We start from the raw sequence: 15,277 nt of genomic DNA, 5'->3' as shown, positions 1-15,277 counted from the left end.
TTGATGAAGACGCTTGTTGCTCTCACCGCCGTGTTGGCTGCCGCGCTCTCGGCGAGGCCGGCGCTCGCCGAGGATTTTCCGTCCGCGATTTCGGTGAGCGGTGAGGCGACTGTCTCGGCGGCGCCCGATCTCGCGCAGATCGACGCGGGCGTCGCCAACGACGCCAAGACGGCGAAGGAAGCGTCAGACGCCAACAACGCCGCGATGGGCAAGGTGCTGCTGGCGCTGAAGGGCGCCGGCATCGTCGAGAAGGACTATCAGACCTCGCGGCTGTCGTTGCAGCCGCAATACGGCCAGAACAAATCCACCGGCGCCTCGCCCGTGGTCGGCTTCCGCGCCTCCAACCGGGTCACCGTCAAGATTCGCGACGTGACGAAAGTGGCTGGCATCATCGACACGCTGGTCAGCGCCGGTGCCAACGATATCGGCAACATCTCCTTCGAGGTGACGCAGGCCTCAAAGCTGCTCGACGATGCGCGCGAGCAGGCGGTGGCCGATGCCCGCCGCAAGGCCGAGATCTACGCCAAGGCCACCGGCGTCACGCTGGGTGCGCCGCTGAGCGTCTCCGAAGGTGGCGCTCCGATGCCGCTGTTCAAGAGCCGCATGGCCGTAGCTCCAATGGCCGCTGCGCCCGCCGCCGTTGCGCCGGGCGAGGAAACGCTGTCGGTCACGGTGAATGTGAGCTGGGCGATCAAGCCGGCGCAGTAGGGCACGCTGCCGCGACACCCTCGGCGTCGTCCCGGCGAAGGCCGGGACCCATAACCACAGGGAGTGGTTGTGACGCGAGGCTGGTCACCCCGAGTCTTCGCCAAACAAAATTCGGTGGCTATGGGTCCCGGCCTTCGCCGGGACGACAGCTCAATGCGTGGAAAGAGTTAAATCTCCACCACCTGCCCCGGCTTCATCGCGACAAATCTTTCCTGCGGAATCTTTGCTGTATCGAGCGCTTCCACCAGCGCTTTGGCCGGTGCGTCGATCGCTTCATCCGTCAGCTGAAACGTTCCGTGGTGATGCCCGAGCGCTTGTTGCGCGCCGCAATCGCCTAGCGCCTTCACGGCATCCTCGGGATTCATGTGCTGATCGCGCATGAACCAGCGCGGCTCATAGGCGCCGATAGGAAGGATCGCGAGGCGCAGCGGCCCATGCGTCTCGGCGACGCGGCGAAAGTGCCCGCCATCGCCATAGCCGGAATCGCAGACGACGTAGATTTTCCCGGCCGGTGTCTCCAGCACAAAGCTCGCCCACAGCGCCTTGTTGCGATCGAACATGCCGCGCGCCGACCAGTGCCGCGTCGGCACCAGCGTCGCAGCGATTCCGCCGCCGAGCTCGACGCGCTCGTGCCAGTCGAACGCCTCCGCCTTGATCGCGGAGTCAGTGCTGCGCATCGTCACGTCATTGCCGAGCGGCGTCACCACGCGCGGGGCAAAATTCTTGGCGAGCCGCGACAGCGTTGCGATGTCCAGATGATCGTAGTGTCCGTGCGAGACCAGCACGACGTCGATCTTCGGCAGCTTCTCGAAGGGGATGCCGGGGTCGTTGTGCCGCTTCGGTCCGGCAAAACTAACCGGCGACACCCGGGACGACCAGACGGGATCGACGAGGATATTGAGGCCGCCGGCCTGGATCAGCCAGCTCGCATGCCCGACGAAAGAGAGCCGCACCTTGTCGCCATCGACGCGCGCAGGCGGGGTGTCGGCAAGGGGGCTCGGGACCCAGTCCGGCCAGGTCGCGCGCTGCCGCCCGCCGCCAAGCTGCCAGCGCAGGACTTCGCCGAGCGACCTCGGCGGCGCGCCGTCCGGATCGAAGAAATGCAGACCGTCGAAATGGTCGGAGGCGGGGCCGTCATAGGTTTTCATGCGGGACATCCAGAGGGGCGGGATGCCGACCAGCACGCCGGCCCCGGCAAGCAGTCCGAAAAGGCGGCGACGGGTGATCGGCACGGACTGGGCTTCAGGGATGGTTAAGACGGTAAGACATCACCGCCTATATGGGCGGGGTCGCGAGAAAAGGAACCCATCGCCAAAAATGACATATTTTCAGGGCCTTGCCCTACCGGACGGGCTCCTGCGCCCTAACTTTCCTTGACTTTTGGGCGAGAGCGGCGTTTAACCCCCGCCACTTTCTCGGAAAGGCTTTCTTTTCGACCCGCCGACTGGCCCTTGAGGCCGGAGGTCAACGCCCGACAGCGCGATGCGCCCTCGGGCGTGAAGGTGTTTGGAAGATCGCCATTCTGGCGAGCAGGACAAGGACAACGGCATTGTTCGACAATCTGTCGGAACGGCTTGGCGGCATCCTCGATCGTCTGACGGGGCGCGGTGCGCTGACCGAAAAGGACGTCGACGCCGCAATGCGCGAGGTGCGCCGCGCGCTGCTCGAGGCCGACGTCGCGCTCGAGGTCGTGCGCAGCTTCACCGAGCGCGTCCGCGAGCAGGCGATCGGCGCCACCGTCGTCAAGTCGGTGACGCCCGGCCAGATGGTGGTCAAGATCGTCCATGACGAGCTGATCAACACGCTCGGCGCCGAAAGCCAGACCATCGACGTCAATTCCGTGCCGCCGGTGCCGATCATGATGGTCGGTCTGCAAGGCTCCGGTAAGACAACCACCACCGCAAAGCTCGCCCGCCGCCTGGTCCAGCGCGACAAGCGCAAGGTGCTGATGGCCTCGCTCGACGTCTATCGCCCGGCGGCGATGGAGCAGCTGGCCGTGCTCGGCCGCGATCTCGACATTCCGACCTTGCCGATCGTCGCCGGACAGCAGCCGCCGCAGATCGCGAAGCGCGCGCTGGAGGCCGGCAAGCTCGGCGGCTACGACATCGTGCTGCTCGATACCGCCGGCCGCACCACGCTCGACGAAGAGATGATGGCCGAAGCGGCTGCGATCAAGGCGGCTGCGAACCCGCATGAAGTGCTGCTGGTCGCGGACTCGCTCACTGGCCAGGACGCCGTGAATCTCGCCCGCGCGTTCGACGAGCGCGTCGGCCTCACCGGCATCGTGCTGACGCGCGTCGATGGCGATGGCCGCGGCGGCGCCGCGCTGTCGATGCGCGCGGTCACCGGCAAGCCGATCAAGCTGATCGGCACCGGCGAAAAAACCGATGCGCTGGAAGATTTCCATCCCGATCGTATTGCGGGGCGCATCCTCGGCATGGGCGACGTGGTGTCGCTGGTCGAACGTGCCGCCGCCAATATCGACGCCGAGAAGGCCGCGCGTACCGCCGAGCGCATGCGCAAGGGTCAGTTCGACCTCAACGACATGCGCGAGCAGCTGTTGCAGATGGCGAACATGGGCGGCATCAGCGGCCTGATGGGCATGATGCCCGGCATCGCCAAGATGAAGAACCAGATCGCGGCGGCCGGCATCGACGACAGGATTTTGAAGCGCCAGGTCGCGGTGATCGATTCCATGACGCGCGACGAGCGCCGTCATCCTGACCTGCTCAAGGCCAGCCGCAAGAAGCGCATCGCTGCTGGCTCCGGCCAAAGCGTCGAGCAGGTCAACAAGCTCCTGAAGATGCACCGGAACATGGCCGACATGATGAAGGCCATGGGCTCGGGCAAGCGCGGCCCGCTCGCCGGCATCGCGCAGGCGATGGGCTTTGGTGGCGGCACGAAGATGCCGTCTCCCGAAGAGATGAAGGCGCTTCAGGAAAAAATGCAGGGCGGCGGCGGACAAGGACTGCCCAGCCTGCCGAAGGATCTGCCGCCCGGTCTTCGCACCGGTCTGCCGAACGTTCCCGGACTAACCGGGCTGAGCGGCAAGCCGACATTGCCGGGCCTCGGCGGTTTTCCAGGCAAGAAGAAATGAGGAATTCGTCGCACGGGATCATCAGCATCTCGCGCAACGCGGAATACCAATCAACCGAACAGACTGTACTTTAAAGGAGAACTCAATGTCCGTCGTTATCCGCCTTGCCCGCGCAGGCACCAAGAAGCGTCCCGTCTATCACGTCGTCGTCGCCGATTCGCGCTTTCCCCGCGATGGCCGCTTCATCGAGCGCCTCGGCTATTTCAACCCGCTGCTGCCGAAGGACAACGAGACCCGCCTGAAGCTCGACATGGACAAGGTGAAGGCCTGGCTCGCCAAGGGCGCGCAGCCGTCGGACCGCGTGTCCCGCTTCCTCGACGCCGCTGGTGTTGCGAAGCGCGAAGCGCGCAACAACCCCGAAAAGGCCGTGCCGCGCAAGGAGCGCAAGGCGCAGGCCGAAGCCGCCGCGAAGGCTTAAGGCTCATCGATGCCGGCGCTGATCTGCGTCGCGCGGATCGGCGCCGCGCATGGTGTGCGCGGCGCGGTCAAATTGTGGACCTTCACCGAAGATCCCTTTGCCGTGAAGCGCTACGGTCCGCTTCTGTCGAAAGATGGCAGGCGCCAGTTCGAGCTGGCGCAGGTCCGCGAGGCCAAGGACCATCTGGTCGCGACCTTCAAGGGCGTCACGACCCGCGATGAGGCCGAGCGCCTCAACGGCATCGAGCTTTACGTCAGCCGCGACAAGCTGCCGGCGACCGATGAGCACGAATATTACCACGCCGATCTGATCGGGCTCGACGCCGTCACCACGGATGGCGACGCGCTCGGCCGCGTGCTCGCGATCCACAATTTCGGCGCCGGCGACATCATCGAGATCGCGCCTTTGAAAGGCGCGACGATGCTGCTGCCGTTCACGAACGCAGTGGTGCCCGAGGTCGATCTCGCCGGCGGCCGCGTCGTGATCGCGCTGCCGCAGGAAATCGAGGGCGACAAGGACGAAGACCCCACCACTAGTCGTCCCGGCGAAGGCCGGGACCCATAACCACAGGCCGCGGTTTTTGGCTAAGCTGGCGGCTCCGATCATCGCAAAACGAAGTGCGGTGGCTATGGGTCCCGGCCTTCGCCGGGACGACCAACCTGGGAAGCTATGACCAACCCCTCACCCTGGCGCGCGACGGTGCTGACGCTGTTTCCGGAGATGTTTCCGGGACCGCTCGGCGTGAGCCTGGCCGGACGGGCGCTGGCCTCGGAGCTCTGGCAGATCGAGGCACGGGATATCAGGGCCTCCGCCATCGACCGCCACCGCAGTGTCGACGACACCCCGGCCGGCGGCGGCCCGGGCATGGTGCTGCGGGCCGACGTTCTGGCGGCGGCCATCGATGCGGCGGAGGTCGGCCCCGAGCGGCCTCGCCTGCTGATGAGCCCGCGGGGTCGGCCATTGACCCAGGCGCGCGTCATGGAGCTCGCCCAGGGCCCCGGCCCCCTGATCGTCTGCGGTCGGTTCGAGGGGATCGACCAGCGGGTGATTGACGGGCGCGGCCTGGAGGAGGTCTCGATCGGGGATTACGTGCTCTCAGGGGGCGAAATCGCAGCCCTGGCCCTGATCGACGCCTGCGTCCGGCTGCTGCCGGGGGTGATGGGCAAGGAGGCCTCGGGAACCGAGGAGAGCTTCTCGGACGGCCTGCTCGAATACCCCCAGTACACACGCCCGCAGCTGTTCGAGGGGGTTCCGATCCCGGAAATCCTGACCTCCGGCGACCACGCCAAGGTCGCGGCCTGGCGGCGGGCGCAATCCGAGGCCCTGACGGCGGCCCGGCGGCCGGATTTATGGGCCCAAATCCCGGCCAAAACCCCGATTCGGGCCGGCCGGCAAAAAACGCCAAAAAACAAGACAGACGGGTGACAAACGCTCCCGCTTGCCTTATAGGAGCGGCCACATCCGCAATGGCTGGATACGAATTTCGCGCAGCCCCCGTTTCTTGAAGGCTGGGCGCGCCGATGGAGATTTACCCATGAACCTGATCAAGCAGCTCGAGCAAGAGCAATTCGACAAGCTGTCCGCCGGCAAGGACATTCCAGAATTCGGCCCCGGCGACACCGTGATCGTCAACGTGAAGGTCGTCGAAGGCGACCGCACCCGCGTGCAGGCCTATGAAGGCGTTTGCATCGGCCGTTCCGGCGGTGGCCTCAACGAGAGCTTCACCGTCCGCAAGATCTCGTACGGCGAGGGCGTCGAGCGCGTGTTCCCGGTGATGTCGCCGATGATCGACTCGATCAAGGTGGTGCGCCGCGGCAAGGTGCGTCGAGCCAAGCTCTATTACCTCCGCAACCTCCGCGGCAAGTCGGCCCGCATCGTCGAGAAGACTGAGCACGCCAAGGCCGTCAACGAGTAAACTCCGCTACCAGATGAGTTGTAGAGAGCGCGGGGCCACGCCCCGCGCTCTTTTGTTGCGTCAGCCGTGCGCGTCAAAGCCCTCGCGCTTCCAAATCGGCCTGCTATATAGCTTCTAGAATGTTTCCAGATCTGACCAGCCTCGCCGCCGTCAAGCGCATCGTCATCGACGATCGCTCGCGGTTGCCTGGCCGGTTCTTCGGACGCTTCGCGACCTCGGCAACGTCAGAGCTTACGCGCGCAGCCTAAAAGCTGCGCTGACGATTTTGTTGCCCGCGCGCCATCCGCGCATATCCGCTTCACACATTCTTCGGAGCTCAAGCTCATGTCCAAGCCGACCACTTTGTACGACAAGATCTGGAACGACCATCTGGTGCACGAAGCCGATGACGGCACCTGCCTGCTCTATATCGACCGCCACCTGGTGCACGAGGTGACCTCGCCGCAGGCGTTCGAAGGCCTGCGTGCGACGGGGCGCAAGGTCCACGCGCCCGAGAAGACGCTCGCCGTCGTCGACCACAACGTGCCGACCACCGACCGTACCAAGCCGAACCCGGATCCGGAGAGCATCGAGCAGATCAAGGCGCTGGCCGACAACGCCAAGGAATTCGGCATCGAATATTACAACGAGTTCGACAAGCGCCAGGGCATCGTCCACGTCATCGGCCCCGAGCAGGGCTTTACGCTGCCCGGCACCACCATCGTCTGCGGTGACAGCCACACCTCGACGCATGGCGCGTTTGGCGCGCTGGCGCACGGCATCGGCACCTCCGAGGTCGAGCACGTGCTGGCGACGCAGACGCTGATCCAGAAGAAGGCGAAGAACATGCGCGTCACCGTCGACGGCAAATTGCCGGAGGGTGTGACGGGTAAGGACATCATCCTCGCCATCATCGGCGAGATCGGCACCGCGGGCGGCACCGGCTACGTGCTGGAATATGCCGGCGACGCGATCCGCTCGCTCAGCATGGAAGGCCGCATGACGGTCTGCAACATGTCGATCGAAGGCGGCGCGCGCGCCGGCCTGGTCGCGCCCGACCAGAAGGCCTACGACTTCCTGCGCGATCGTCCGAAATCGCCGAAGGGCGCGGCGTGGGATGCGGCGATGCGCTATTGGGAAGGCTTGCGTTCCGACGAAGGCGCGCATTTCGACCATGAGCTGCGCCTCGATGCGGCAAAGCTGCCGCCGATCGTGACCTGGGGCACCAGCCCTGAGGACGTGATCTCGGTGACCGGCATCGTGCCCGATCCCGACAAGATCGCGGACGAGGCCAAGCGTCTCTCCAAGCATCGCGCGCTGAGATATATGGGCCTGACGGCGGGGACGAAGATCACCGACATCAAGCTCGACCGCGTCTTCATCGGCTCCTGCACCAACGGCCGCATCGAGGATCTGCGCGCCGCCGCCAAGATCGCGGAAGGCAAGCAGGTCTCGGGCCACGTCAACGCCATGGTGGTGCCGGGCTCCGGTATCGTGAAGGAGCAGGCGGAAGCTGAGGGTCTGGACAAGATCTTCATCAAGGCAGGCTTCGAATGGCGCGAGCCCGGCTGCTCGATGTGCCTCGCGATGAATCCGGACAAGCTGAAGCCTGAAGAACGCTGCGCCTCGACCTCGAACCGCAATTTCGAGGGCCGCCAGGGCTTCAAGGGCCGCACGCATCTGGTGTCGCCGGCAATGGCGGCGGCCGCCGCGATCGCAGGCCACTTCGTCGATGTCAGGGACTGGCGCTAGGCCACTCCCTGCAATTTGAGCCAAGTCTGCAAACCGCCGTTAAGCGGCTTCGCCCACAGTGTGTCCTCGCGACGGTTTCGCGGGGACGCGCCTCATGGCCAACAAGCCTGACTTCGTCGATCTGATCAGCGATGCGACCCGCCAGCACCGGCGGCGCGCAGCGCCGCTGCGCATCGTCGCAAAGCCCGAGGTCGAGGAGACCTCGAAGCTCAGCCGCTGGCCGCCCGCGATGTTCCGGCAGTGGAAGCTCGAGAACCTGACGCGGTGGACATCCGCATCGTGGAAGCTGAAGGACTGGCTTTAGGCAAAGGGCGCCGCGAGGGCGCCCTTTTCATTTCGACCGTGCTTACCAATAGCGGTACGGATAGTGCCAGCGATGCCAATGATGCCAGCGGCAGATGCGGCGCGGTCCGTAATACGTCCAGATGATCCGGCAGCGGCGCGGATAGTGATAATAGGAATAGGACGGATAGTAGCCGCCGTAATAATAGCGCCGGTGGAAGTGGCGGTAGCCGTAATGGGGACGATAGACCCCGTAGCCGCCATAGCGGTGGAAGCCGCCGTAGCGATAGCCGCCGCCGTGAAAGACCGGCGCGGCGCGGAAGCCGCCGCCATGGAAGCCCCCGCTATGGAAGCCGCCGAAATGCCCTCCGCCTCCATGGAAGCCACCGCCACCATGGAAGCCACCACCGCCGTGAAAACCACCACCATGCCCGCCGCCGCCACCGCCACCGCCGCCATGGCGAACCTGCGTGACGAGGTCGTCGGTCGCAGCCTTCGCCGCGGATGACGTCGCCGGATTGATCAAGGTCAGCGCTTCGGCGCGACGCGCCGTCCCGGCCGACAGCATCAGCGTGGCAACGGCCGCAAGTCCGAGCAAGCGCAGCGAGCTTGTCCCGGGACTCAATATCCTCAGCATCGAATTCTCCCTGAATCTGGACAGCGGCTTTGTGGCGCAACGTCGCGCAGCATCGCTGTTCATTTGCGGTCGCTCCCAAGATTAAATTAGGGACAGCGACGTGAACGCGCCATGAATGAACGACGTTCCGAAGGCGACGCTGCGGCGCAGTGCGGCGATGGAGGAAATTTGCGATGACGGTCTACGCGATTGCGCGGTCCGGCCAGCGTGGGCCGCCTCACCACCACCACGGCCCGTAGCCGAATACGAACGGTGCGGGCACGCCGTAGGGATAGGGCCGGTAATAGATTGGCCGCGCATAGTAGTGCGGATCATGGCGCGGATGGTACCGCGCAATATCGTCGTATCGCACAGGCCGCCGCGCATCGAAAACCGCACGCCCCGCCGAGGCATCCGGCAACTTCGTCACGCGCTGCGCAACGGATGCGTGAGGCAGGCCCGCGGCAAGCCCGACAGCAACGGCCAATGCGATCCATCTCGTCATGACGACCTCCACGCCTCCAGCATGCGGGCTCGATGCGGCGGTCGGCAAGTTAAAACAAACCGGTCATGTGGATGGAAATCGCGTATATTCGACGCGCCACCAAAAACCAGCCGTCAACGATGCACGTATCTCTCGTCGAGTGAATGCAGGAGATGGTCATGGCCTATTTTGACGGACTGCGAATATCCGCGATCACAGCGAGCACGCTGCTCGGCGCGAGCACCGCGCTTGCCTCGCAGGGCCCCGGTGTCGAGGGCGGCACCGCAAGCCCGCTGACGCAGCTGGTGATGGCGATCCTGGTCTACGGCGCCTCGGCACTGGTTGTCGGCGCCGGCCTGATCGGCGCGCTGCGCAGGCACTGAGAGGCGCGTCAGCCGCGGCGCCAGTAGCAGCTCATATGGGGCGTGATCACCGTGCCGCTGGGCCTGTGCTCCTGCACATAGGCAACGTTGCACTCGCGGACCGCGTCCGGGCCCGGGTTGTAGCGGGGATAGACGCCGTCGGGGGCGTAATAGGGCGTGACGCGGAGCCGGGCCGGAGGCCGCTTGCGCGGCGGCGGAGCGTCGGGCGAGGCCTGGGCCAACCGGACTTCAGGGGCGGCCGTCTGGGCGCAAACCTGGGTGCCGACAAAAAAAGTCGAAAACAACCCCATGCACAGTAGAACCGCTGTTCCCGCCCGCATCGCAGCACCCACCTGAAACGTCCCCACGAAGGTGGCCGTACGCTCCCCGTTTTGACAGCGCCCGTCAACCTCGCCACGCTTATAAAGCCAGATGCATCAACGGGGAACCCGGGTTAAGAGAGACCCATGTGGACCGAATTGAAAGCGCCCTCGCTGGCCGAGATGGAAGTGACGGCGCACGACATCTTCGAGCACCTGCCGGCGGAGTTTCGCGGGCTGTGTGAGGGCCTGATCATCCGCGTCGACGACTTTCCCACCGAGGAGGTCCTCGACGAGATGGAATGCGAGAGCGAGTTCGACCTGCTCGGCCTGTTCCAGGGCGTCGGCCTGCCCCAGCAGAGCTTTGGCGATTTGGCGCGGCTGCCCAACATGGTCTGGCTCTACCGCCGGCCGATCCTGGATTACTGGGCCGAGCACGACGAGAGCCTCGGCCACATCGTCCGCCACGTCCTGATCCACGAGATCGGCCACCATTTCGGCCTCTCGGACGACGATATGGCTGATATTGAGGCCCAGGCAGAGTAGATCTGCCGAATTCGGCCTAGGATTCGGGCCCCGATCGCGATAAATACGCGATCCCTAACCACGTGCGGGAAAGCGCAACCATGGACAAGTTCACCACGCTGGAAGGCGTCGCGGCGCCGCTGAAGATCATCAATGTCGACACCGACATGATCATCCCGAAGCAGTACCTCAAGACCATCAAGCGCACCGGCCTTGGCAAGGGGCTCTTCTCCGAGCAGCGCTACAAGGACGACGGCAGCGAGAACCCGGATTTCGTGCTGAACCAGCCGGCCTATCGCAACACCAAGGTGCTGGTCGCCGGCGACAATTTCGGCTGCGGCTCGAGCCGCGAGCACGCGCCCTGGGCGCTGCTCGATTTCGGCATCCGCTGCGTGATCTCGACCTCGTTCGGCGACATCTTCTACAACAACTGCTTCAAGAACGGCATTCTGCCGATCCGCGTCAGCCAGGAAGACCTCGACAAGCTGTTCGACGACGCCGAGCGCGGCGCCAACGCGACGCTGACGATCGACCTGCCGAACCAGGAAATCCGCGGCCCCGATGGCGGCAAGGTCAAGTTCGAGATCGACCCGTTCCGCAAGCATTGCCTGATCAACGGCCTCGACGACATCGGTCTCACCATGGAGAAGAAGGCCTCGATCGACACCTATGAGGACAAGCTCAAGCGCGAACGCGCCTGGGCCTGAGCTCGACATCTCTTTCGAGCCCCGGCGCCGGAAGCGCCGGGGCTTTTTCTTTGTCTGTTTTGCCCCTAATAGCCCCAATCATGTTGCCTGAGATCGTCACCTTCTGGCATGGCCCGCTCGACACGCTGCGCCGGACCTGTCTGCGCTCGCAGGTCGCGGCCGGCCACAAGGTCACGGTCTATAGTTTCGACACCATCTCCGACCTTCCCGCCGGCGTGCAAAACTCCGAGGCCGAGGCGATCCTGCCGCACGCCTTCTCGGAAAAGCTGCGGCCGCCGCAGCCGGATGGAAGCTGGCGCGACTGGACCACGCTGCAGTTCAGCGACTTCTTCCGCATGAGGCTGATGGCGCTTGGCGCGGGCCTCTGGCTCGATGCCGACGTGCTGCTGCTCAAGCCGGTCAGGATCGATCCCGCAAAACCCTATTTCGCCTGGGAGCGATCGCGACGGCTCGGCAACTCCGTGCTCTATCTGCCGCAGGATCATGCCATCGTCCGGTCGTTCGAGGATCTGATGGAGCAGGACGAGCTCACACCGGAATGGTTGTCGCTGAGCCACCGTCTGAGCTTTGCAATGAAGCGGCTGGCCGGCGGATCGCAACGCCTCTCGGATTTGCGCATCGCCATTTTCGGGCCGCCGGCGCTGACCATTCTCGCGCGCCGTTCGGGCGATCTGCAAAATGCGCTGCCGAAGACATCGTTCTATTCGGTGCACTCGGAGCCAAAGCTGTTCTTCGACGCGAGCGATTTCAGCGCGCTGATCAACAATCCCGCGGTGAGCGGATTCCATATCTCCGGCAAGGGCCGCTCGCTGCAACCGCCGATTCCCGGCAGTCTGTTTGCCTGGGCGGTGGAGAAATTCGGCTAGCGGGCTCAGTGCGAGATGGGTCCCGGCTCAGCGGAGCGGCATTTCGTGCCGCACCGCGTCCGGGACACGCGATTCCAATTTGATCCAGCGCAACGCGTGTTCTGCATCATGGTGCTCTATTTGCGGTCAGATCCGTCGAATGGAGCTTCGCCATGAGCACCGCCAGCAGGCCTTATCCCATCGTCCAGGACCTCATCGAGTCCTTTGCCGGCTGGCTGAAACATCGCCGCGAGATCAACGAGATGCGGCAGCTTGACCGCGCCGATTTCGACCGGATCGCGAACGACCTCAGGATCGCGCCTGACGATCTGGAAGAATTGGCGCGCCGCGGCCGGCACGCGGCCGACGAACTCCCGCAAATGCTCGCCCGGCTCGGCATCGACAGCGACCGACTGGAGCGTGCACAGCCGCTGCTGCTGCGCGACATGGAGCGGGTCTGCTCGCTGTGCCAGCACAAGGCCCGCTGCAATCTGGAGCTCGTCACCGGCGCGGCCGCAGAGAATTATCCGGGCTTTTGCGACAATGCCGCGACGCTGGACTCAGTCAACCGCGCCGACCTCGCGCCGCGCTGATGCGCGCGACGCAACGCGTTGATCAGAAGCCGACCTTCTCGTTCATGTAGAACGTGTTGAGAATCGTGACCCTGTCACGATCGGTCTGGATCGGCGGGCGGCCGTGCCAGCTCATCTTCGTCAGCGTGTGATAGGCCTTCAGCACCACGAAGGCATAGCCGACATTGGGCAGGAACGGGATCGTCTTCACGGGCTCGAGGCAATAAGAGCCGACGTGGAGCAGTCCCTTCAGGGACGCCTTGTAGAGCGTCGTGCCGAGCGCTTCCTGGCTGGCATCGGACGGGCAGTAGAGCTGCATCGTCACGACCTTCTTGCGCGTGTCCGGATGCGGCTTGATCTGGTAGCCGTCCCGATCGACATAGACCACGGGCTTTGCGACCAGCGTCAGATCGTCGACACCGGCCACCTTGTCGCCGCGGGCGCGGATCTCGAGCCCGTCATGCAGCCGCTTGCGGATCGCGCTCTCGATGCTCTTCGAGGTCAGCATCTCCGACACTGCGGCCCATGCCGGCCGCAGCGACGGCTCGATCTTGTCGACATTCTCGCCGTAGAGGCGCAGCGCCATGCGGGTGCCGGTGCCCGTGATCGGATCATAGCCCTGCGTGGGGACGCTGCGGATCAGATCCCGGTAGAAATCGGCTGGAAAGAAATCGCGGAAGACGATGTGCGGAAACGGAGAAGCGGAATGATCGGCGGCCTCGATGCTGGCAACCGCATGCGCGGTGAGCTCGTCGACCAGGTTGGAAGGGGCAACTTCCGCAAGTGCCGTCATGGGGACACCTCAGACAAGGTAGTGTGTTCAACTGTTGCTGGAGTTACCTTGCGACGTGTGCCTTGCGCAAGTCAACGGCAGCCGCCGCGACGCTTATTCGCGCGGTCGTGATCAAAAAAACTACCGCAGCGCCGCTGCATCAGCCAAATCAATGGATTAGCGGAGTTCCCGGCCGCAAATCGACCTCCATCGCGCAGGACGAAGCGCGCTCGGGGCACGCCTCAGCCTTTGCCCATCGCAGCGATTGCGTCCGCGATCTCGATCGTGCGCCGCGCCATCTCGGCGTGGAGGCGTTCCACCATCGCGCCGTCGAGCCGGATCGCGCCGCGCGAGACGTTCTCCGGCAGCTCGAACGCGGCGATGATTTTTCGGGCCCGCGCGACCTCCTCTGCGGGCGGCGTGAAGATGACGTTGCAGGCGTCGATCTGCGAGGGGTGGATCAGCGTCTTGCCATCGAAGCCGAGGTCGCGGCCCTGCGCGCATTCGGTGGCAAAGCCGTCGGGATTGTTGATGTCGCTGTAGGGGCCGTCGAGGATTTCGAGGCCATTGGCGCGCGTCGCGAGGATGCAATGGGTGATCATCGGGATCATTGCTGCACGACCCGGCATCATCCGGATCCGCGTCTCACGCGCAATGTCGTTCGGACCGAACACGAAACCGGAGAGGCGCGTCTTCGGATCGCGACCGGCGGCCGCCAGCTCCTCGGCGTGGAGCACAGCGCGCGCGGTCTCGATCATGGCCCAGACTTTCACGGTCGGCGCAGCGCCGAGCTCGGCGAGGCGGCTACCGATGGTCTGGAGGTCCTCGATGCTGGAGACCTTTGGAACCAGGATGCCGTCCGGCGAAGCCTTCGCCGCCATCGCGACGTCGTCGCCCCACCAGGGCGTGTCGAGGCCGTTGGTCCGGATCAAGATCTCCCGCTTGCCGAACCCTTTGGCCGCGATCGCAGCCGCGATCCCGTCACGCGCCACCGCCTTGGCGTCGGGGGCGACGGAGTCTTCCAGATCGAGGATCAGGCCGTCGGCCGGCAGGTTTTGCGCCTTTTCCAGCGCACGGGGATTGGAGCCGGGCATGAACAGATGGCTGCGGCGCGGGCGGGTCATGCTGGCGATCCTTCCGGTGTCCTCGTCTCTCGTCTGACCGAAGCCGATAGCATCTGGCCTGCCTATTCGAAAGGCTTGTTCGCCCATGCGGTCTATGATTAGGCATAGGCCATGATCACGTTTCCGAAGCACTTGCTGGAAGGCTACCAGGCCTTCGCCACCCAGCGGCTGCCGACCGAGCAGAGCCGCTATCGCGAGCTGTCGGTGAAGGGGCAGTTCCCGGAAGTGATGGTGATCGGCTGTTGCGACAGCCGCGTCTCGCCCGAGGTCATCTTCGACGTTGGCCCCGGCGAATTGTTCGTGGTGCGCAACATCGCCAATCTGGTGCCGGTGTACCAGCCCGACGGCAATGCGCATGGCGTTTCGGCCGCGCTGGAATATGCCGTGACGGTGCTGAAGGTGAAGCACATCGTCATCCTCGGCCACGCGCAATGCGGCGGCATCCGCGCCTTCGTCGACAAGATCGAGCCGCTGACGCCGGGCGACTTCATCGGCAAATGGATGCAGATGTTCATCAAGCCGGGCGAGGTGGTCGAGCAGCGCGATCGCGAGACCATGGCGCAGTTCGTCGAGCGCATCGAGAAGGCCGCGGTGTTCCGCAGCCTGGAGAACCTGTCGACGTTCCCGTTCGTGCGCAAGGCGGTCGAGAGCGGCCGGATGCAGCTGCACGGCGCCTATTTCGGCGTCGCCGAGGGATCGCTGTTCGTGCTGGACCAGGTCGCGAAGGAATTCAAAAGAGCGAATAGCGAATAGAGAGTGGCGAATAGTCCATTCGCTATTCGCTACTCCCCATTCGCCT

General features: G+C 64.6%; 21 protein-coding genes. 15 read left to right on the top strand and 6 right to left on the bottom strand.

Annotation, left to right across the window (positions count from 1 at the left end):
* The first annotated feature begins 3 nt into the window (after positions 1-3).
* Positions 4-708, top strand: a complete 705-nt coding sequence (locus tag IC761_RS01775) for an SIMPL domain-containing protein (protein WP_195801605.1) — start codon at positions 4-6, stop codon at positions 706-708.
* 167 nt (positions 709-875) lie between these two features.
* Here the strand turns inward: IC761_RS01775 and IC761_RS01770 are convergent, their stop codons facing one another.
* Positions 876-1,940 (bottom strand): MBL fold metallo-hydrolase, encoded by a 1,065-nt coding sequence (locus IC761_RS01770; RefSeq protein WP_195801604.1) that lies wholly within the window; start codon positions 1,938-1,940, stop codon positions 876-878.
* A gap of 317 nt (positions 1,941-2,257) precedes the next feature.
* Between IC761_RS01770 and ffh the strand changes: the two genes are divergently transcribed.
* The 8 genes from ffh to IC761_RS01735 all read left to right on the top strand — a co-directional run bounded on the left by ffh (position 2,258) and on the right by IC761_RS01735 (position 8,173).
* Positions 2,258-3,805 carry a signal recognition particle protein gene (gene ffh / locus IC761_RS01765; protein ID WP_195801603.1) on the top strand — a complete coding sequence of 516 codons (1,548 nt, stop codon included), beginning with the start codon at positions 2,258-2,260 and terminating at the stop codon, positions 3,803-3,805.
* An 85-nt stretch (positions 3,806-3,890) separates the two neighbouring features.
* Positions 3,891-4,223 (top strand): 30S ribosomal protein S16, encoded by a 333-nt coding sequence (gene rpsP, locus IC761_RS01760; RefSeq protein WP_195801602.1) that lies wholly within the window; start codon positions 3,891-3,893, stop codon positions 4,221-4,223.
* Positions 4,224-4,232: 9 nt separating this feature from the next.
* On the top strand, positions 4,233-4,787 hold the full coding sequence (gene rimM / locus IC761_RS01755; protein WP_195801601.1) for a ribosome maturation factor RimM: 555 nt from the start codon (positions 4,233-4,235) through the stop codon (positions 4,785-4,787).
* 105 nt (positions 4,788-4,892) lie between these two features.
* Positions 4,893-5,648, top strand: coding sequence for a tRNA (guanosine(37)-N1)-methyltransferase TrmD (gene trmD, locus IC761_RS01750; protein ID WP_195801600.1), 756 nt, complete (start codon positions 4,893-4,895; stop codon positions 5,646-5,648).
* A gap of 109 nt (positions 5,649-5,757) precedes the next feature.
* The gene (gene rplS / locus IC761_RS01745; RefSeq protein WP_092233923.1) at positions 5,758-6,138 is read left to right on the top strand and encodes a 50S ribosomal protein L19; all 381 of its coding nucleotides are present in this window, start codon (positions 5,758-5,760) and stop codon (positions 6,136-6,138) included.
* A 119-nt stretch (positions 6,139-6,257) separates the two neighbouring features.
* Positions 6,258-6,386: a hypothetical protein gene (locus tag IC761_RS36050; RefSeq protein WP_283814484.1), complete on the top strand. Its 129-nt coding sequence runs from the start codon at positions 6,258-6,260 to the stop codon at positions 6,384-6,386.
* Positions 6,387-6,462: 76 nt separating this feature from the next.
* Positions 6,463-7,869: a 3-isopropylmalate dehydratase large subunit gene (leuC, locus tag IC761_RS01740; protein WP_195801599.1), complete on the top strand. Its 1,407-nt coding sequence runs from the start codon at positions 6,463-6,465 to the stop codon at positions 7,867-7,869.
* A gap of 94 nt (positions 7,870-7,963) precedes the next feature.
* Complete coding sequence (locus IC761_RS01735) at positions 7,964-8,173, top strand: hypothetical protein (protein WP_195801598.1); 210 nt, start codon at positions 7,964-7,966, stop codon at positions 8,171-8,173.
* Positions 8,174-8,215: 42 nt separating this feature from the next.
* Here the strand turns inward: IC761_RS01735 and IC761_RS01730 are convergent, their stop codons facing one another.
* Both IC761_RS01730 and IC761_RS01725 read right to left on the bottom strand, forming a co-directional pair.
* Positions 8,216-8,788: a hypothetical protein gene (locus IC761_RS01730; RefSeq protein WP_195801597.1), complete on the bottom strand. Its 573-nt coding sequence runs from the start codon at positions 8,786-8,788 to the stop codon at positions 8,216-8,218.
* A gap of 217 nt (positions 8,789-9,005) precedes the next feature.
* Positions 9,006-9,272: a hypothetical protein gene (locus IC761_RS01725; RefSeq protein WP_195801596.1), complete on the bottom strand. Its 267-nt coding sequence runs from the start codon at positions 9,270-9,272 to the stop codon at positions 9,006-9,008.
* A 158-nt stretch (positions 9,273-9,430) separates the two neighbouring features.
* Here IC761_RS01725 and IC761_RS01720 point away from each other — a divergent pair, with 158 nt between their 5' ends.
* On the top strand, positions 9,431-9,634 hold the full coding sequence (locus IC761_RS01720) for a hypothetical protein (protein ID WP_246791423.1): 204 nt from the start codon (positions 9,431-9,433) through the stop codon (positions 9,632-9,634).
* An 8-nt stretch (positions 9,635-9,642) separates the two neighbouring features.
* Here IC761_RS01720 and IC761_RS01715 read toward each other — a convergent pair whose 3' ends face one another.
* Positions 9,643-9,924: a hypothetical protein gene (locus tag IC761_RS01715; RefSeq protein ID WP_195801595.1), complete on the bottom strand. Its 282-nt coding sequence runs from the start codon at positions 9,922-9,924 to the stop codon at positions 9,643-9,645.
* A gap of 156 nt (positions 9,925-10,080) precedes the next feature.
* Between IC761_RS01715 and IC761_RS01710 the strand changes: the two genes are divergently transcribed.
* From IC761_RS01710 to IC761_RS01695, 4 genes are all read left to right on the top strand, one after another.
* Positions 10,081-10,479, top strand: coding sequence for a metallopeptidase family protein (locus tag IC761_RS01710; RefSeq protein ID WP_195801594.1), 399 nt, complete (start codon positions 10,081-10,083; stop codon positions 10,477-10,479).
* Positions 10,480-10,559: 80 nt separating this feature from the next.
* Positions 10,560-11,165: a 3-isopropylmalate dehydratase small subunit gene (gene leuD, locus IC761_RS01705; protein ID WP_011083326.1), complete on the top strand. Its 606-nt coding sequence runs from the start codon at positions 10,560-10,562 to the stop codon at positions 11,163-11,165.
* Positions 11,166-11,245: 80 nt separating this feature from the next.
* Positions 11,246-12,031 (top strand): hypothetical protein, encoded by a 786-nt coding sequence (locus IC761_RS01700; RefSeq protein ID WP_195801593.1) that lies wholly within the window; start codon positions 11,246-11,248, stop codon positions 12,029-12,031.
* A gap of 152 nt (positions 12,032-12,183) precedes the next feature.
* On the top strand, positions 12,184-12,603 hold the full coding sequence (locus IC761_RS01695; RefSeq protein ID WP_195801592.1) for a DUF6455 family protein: 420 nt from the start codon (positions 12,184-12,186) through the stop codon (positions 12,601-12,603).
* 22 nt (positions 12,604-12,625) lie between these two features.
* On the opposite strand, the gene IC761_RS01690 is transcribed toward IC761_RS01695, so the two are convergent.
* Positions 12,626-13,375, bottom strand: coding sequence for a hypothetical protein (locus IC761_RS01690; RefSeq protein ID WP_195801591.1), 750 nt, complete (start codon positions 13,373-13,375; stop codon positions 12,626-12,628).
* 221 nt (positions 13,376-13,596) lie between these two features.
* Positions 13,597-14,478, bottom strand: a complete 882-nt coding sequence (locus IC761_RS01685; RefSeq protein WP_195801590.1) for an HpcH/HpaI aldolase/citrate lyase family protein — start codon at positions 14,476-14,478, stop codon at positions 13,597-13,599.
* 111 nt (positions 14,479-14,589) lie between these two features.
* Here IC761_RS01685 and IC761_RS01680 point away from each other — a divergent pair, with 111 nt between their 5' ends.
* Entirely contained in the window at positions 14,590-15,231 is a 642-nt protein-coding gene (locus IC761_RS01680; RefSeq protein ID WP_195801589.1) for a carbonic anhydrase, read from the top strand.
* Positions 15,232-15,277 lie beyond the last annotated feature (46 nt).

The organism is Bradyrhizobium commune, assembly GCF_015624505.1.
GTDB lineage: Bacteria > Pseudomonadota > Alphaproteobacteria > Rhizobiales > Xanthobacteraceae > Bradyrhizobium > Bradyrhizobium commune.
This window is presented reverse-complemented; position numbering and strand designations above follow the sequence as displayed.

Coding starts and splice junctions, on each gene's coding strand:
- IC761_RS01685 (WP_195801590.1), bottom strand. CDS start 14,478: ATGACCCGCCCGCGCCGCAGCCATCTGTTCATGCCCGGCTCCAATCCC.
- IC761_RS01725 (WP_195801596.1), bottom strand. CDS start 9,272: ATGACGAGATGGATCGCATTGGCCGTTGCTGTCGGGCTTGCCGCGGGC.
- trmD (WP_195801600.1), top strand. CDS start 4,893: ATGACCAACCCCTCACCCTGGCGCGCGACGGTGCTGACGCTGTTTCCG.
- leuD (WP_011083326.1), top strand. CDS start 10,560: ATGGACAAGTTCACCACGCTGGAAGGCGTCGCGGCGCCGCTGAAGATC.
- IC761_RS01695 (WP_195801592.1), top strand. CDS start 12,184: ATGAGCACCGCCAGCAGGCCTTATCCCATCGTCCAGGACCTCATCGAG.
- IC761_RS36050 (WP_283814484.1), top strand. CDS start 6,258: ATGTTTCCAGATCTGACCAGCCTCGCCGCCGTCAAGCGCATCGTCATC.
- IC761_RS01775 (WP_195801605.1), top strand. CDS start 4: ATGAAGACGCTTGTTGCTCTCACCGCCGTGTTGGCTGCCGCGCTCTCG.
- leuC (WP_195801599.1), top strand. CDS start 6,463: ATGTCCAAGCCGACCACTTTGTACGACAAGATCTGGAACGACCATCTG.
- IC761_RS01680 (WP_195801589.1), top strand. CDS start 14,590: ATGATCACGTTTCCGAAGCACTTGCTGGAAGGCTACCAGGCCTTCGCC.
- IC761_RS01700 (WP_195801593.1), top strand. CDS start 11,246: ATGTTGCCTGAGATCGTCACCTTCTGGCATGGCCCGCTCGACACGCTG.
- rplS (WP_092233923.1), top strand. CDS start 5,758: ATGAACCTGATCAAGCAGCTCGAGCAAGAGCAATTCGACAAGCTGTCC.
- IC761_RS01690 (WP_195801591.1), bottom strand. CDS start 13,375: ATGACGGCACTTGCGGAAGTTGCCCCTTCCAACCTGGTCGACGAGCTC.
- rpsP (WP_195801602.1), top strand. CDS start 3,891: ATGTCCGTCGTTATCCGCCTTGCCCGCGCAGGCACCAAGAAGCGTCCC.
- IC761_RS01730 (WP_195801597.1), bottom strand. CDS start 8,788: ATGCTGAGGATATTGAGTCCCGGGACAAGCTCGCTGCGCTTGCTCGGA.
- rimM (WP_195801601.1), top strand. CDS start 4,233: ATGCCGGCGCTGATCTGCGTCGCGCGGATCGGCGCCGCGCATGGTGTG.
- IC761_RS01720 (WP_246791423.1), top strand. CDS start 9,431: ATGGCCTATTTTGACGGACTGCGAATATCCGCGATCACAGCGAGCACG.
- IC761_RS01715 (WP_195801595.1), bottom strand. CDS start 9,924: ATGGGGTTGTTTTCGACTTTTTTTGTCGGCACCCAGGTTTGCGCCCAG.
- IC761_RS01735 (WP_195801598.1), top strand. CDS start 7,964: ATGGCCAACAAGCCTGACTTCGTCGATCTGATCAGCGATGCGACCCGC.
- IC761_RS01710 (WP_195801594.1), top strand. CDS start 10,081: ATGTGGACCGAATTGAAAGCGCCCTCGCTGGCCGAGATGGAAGTGACG.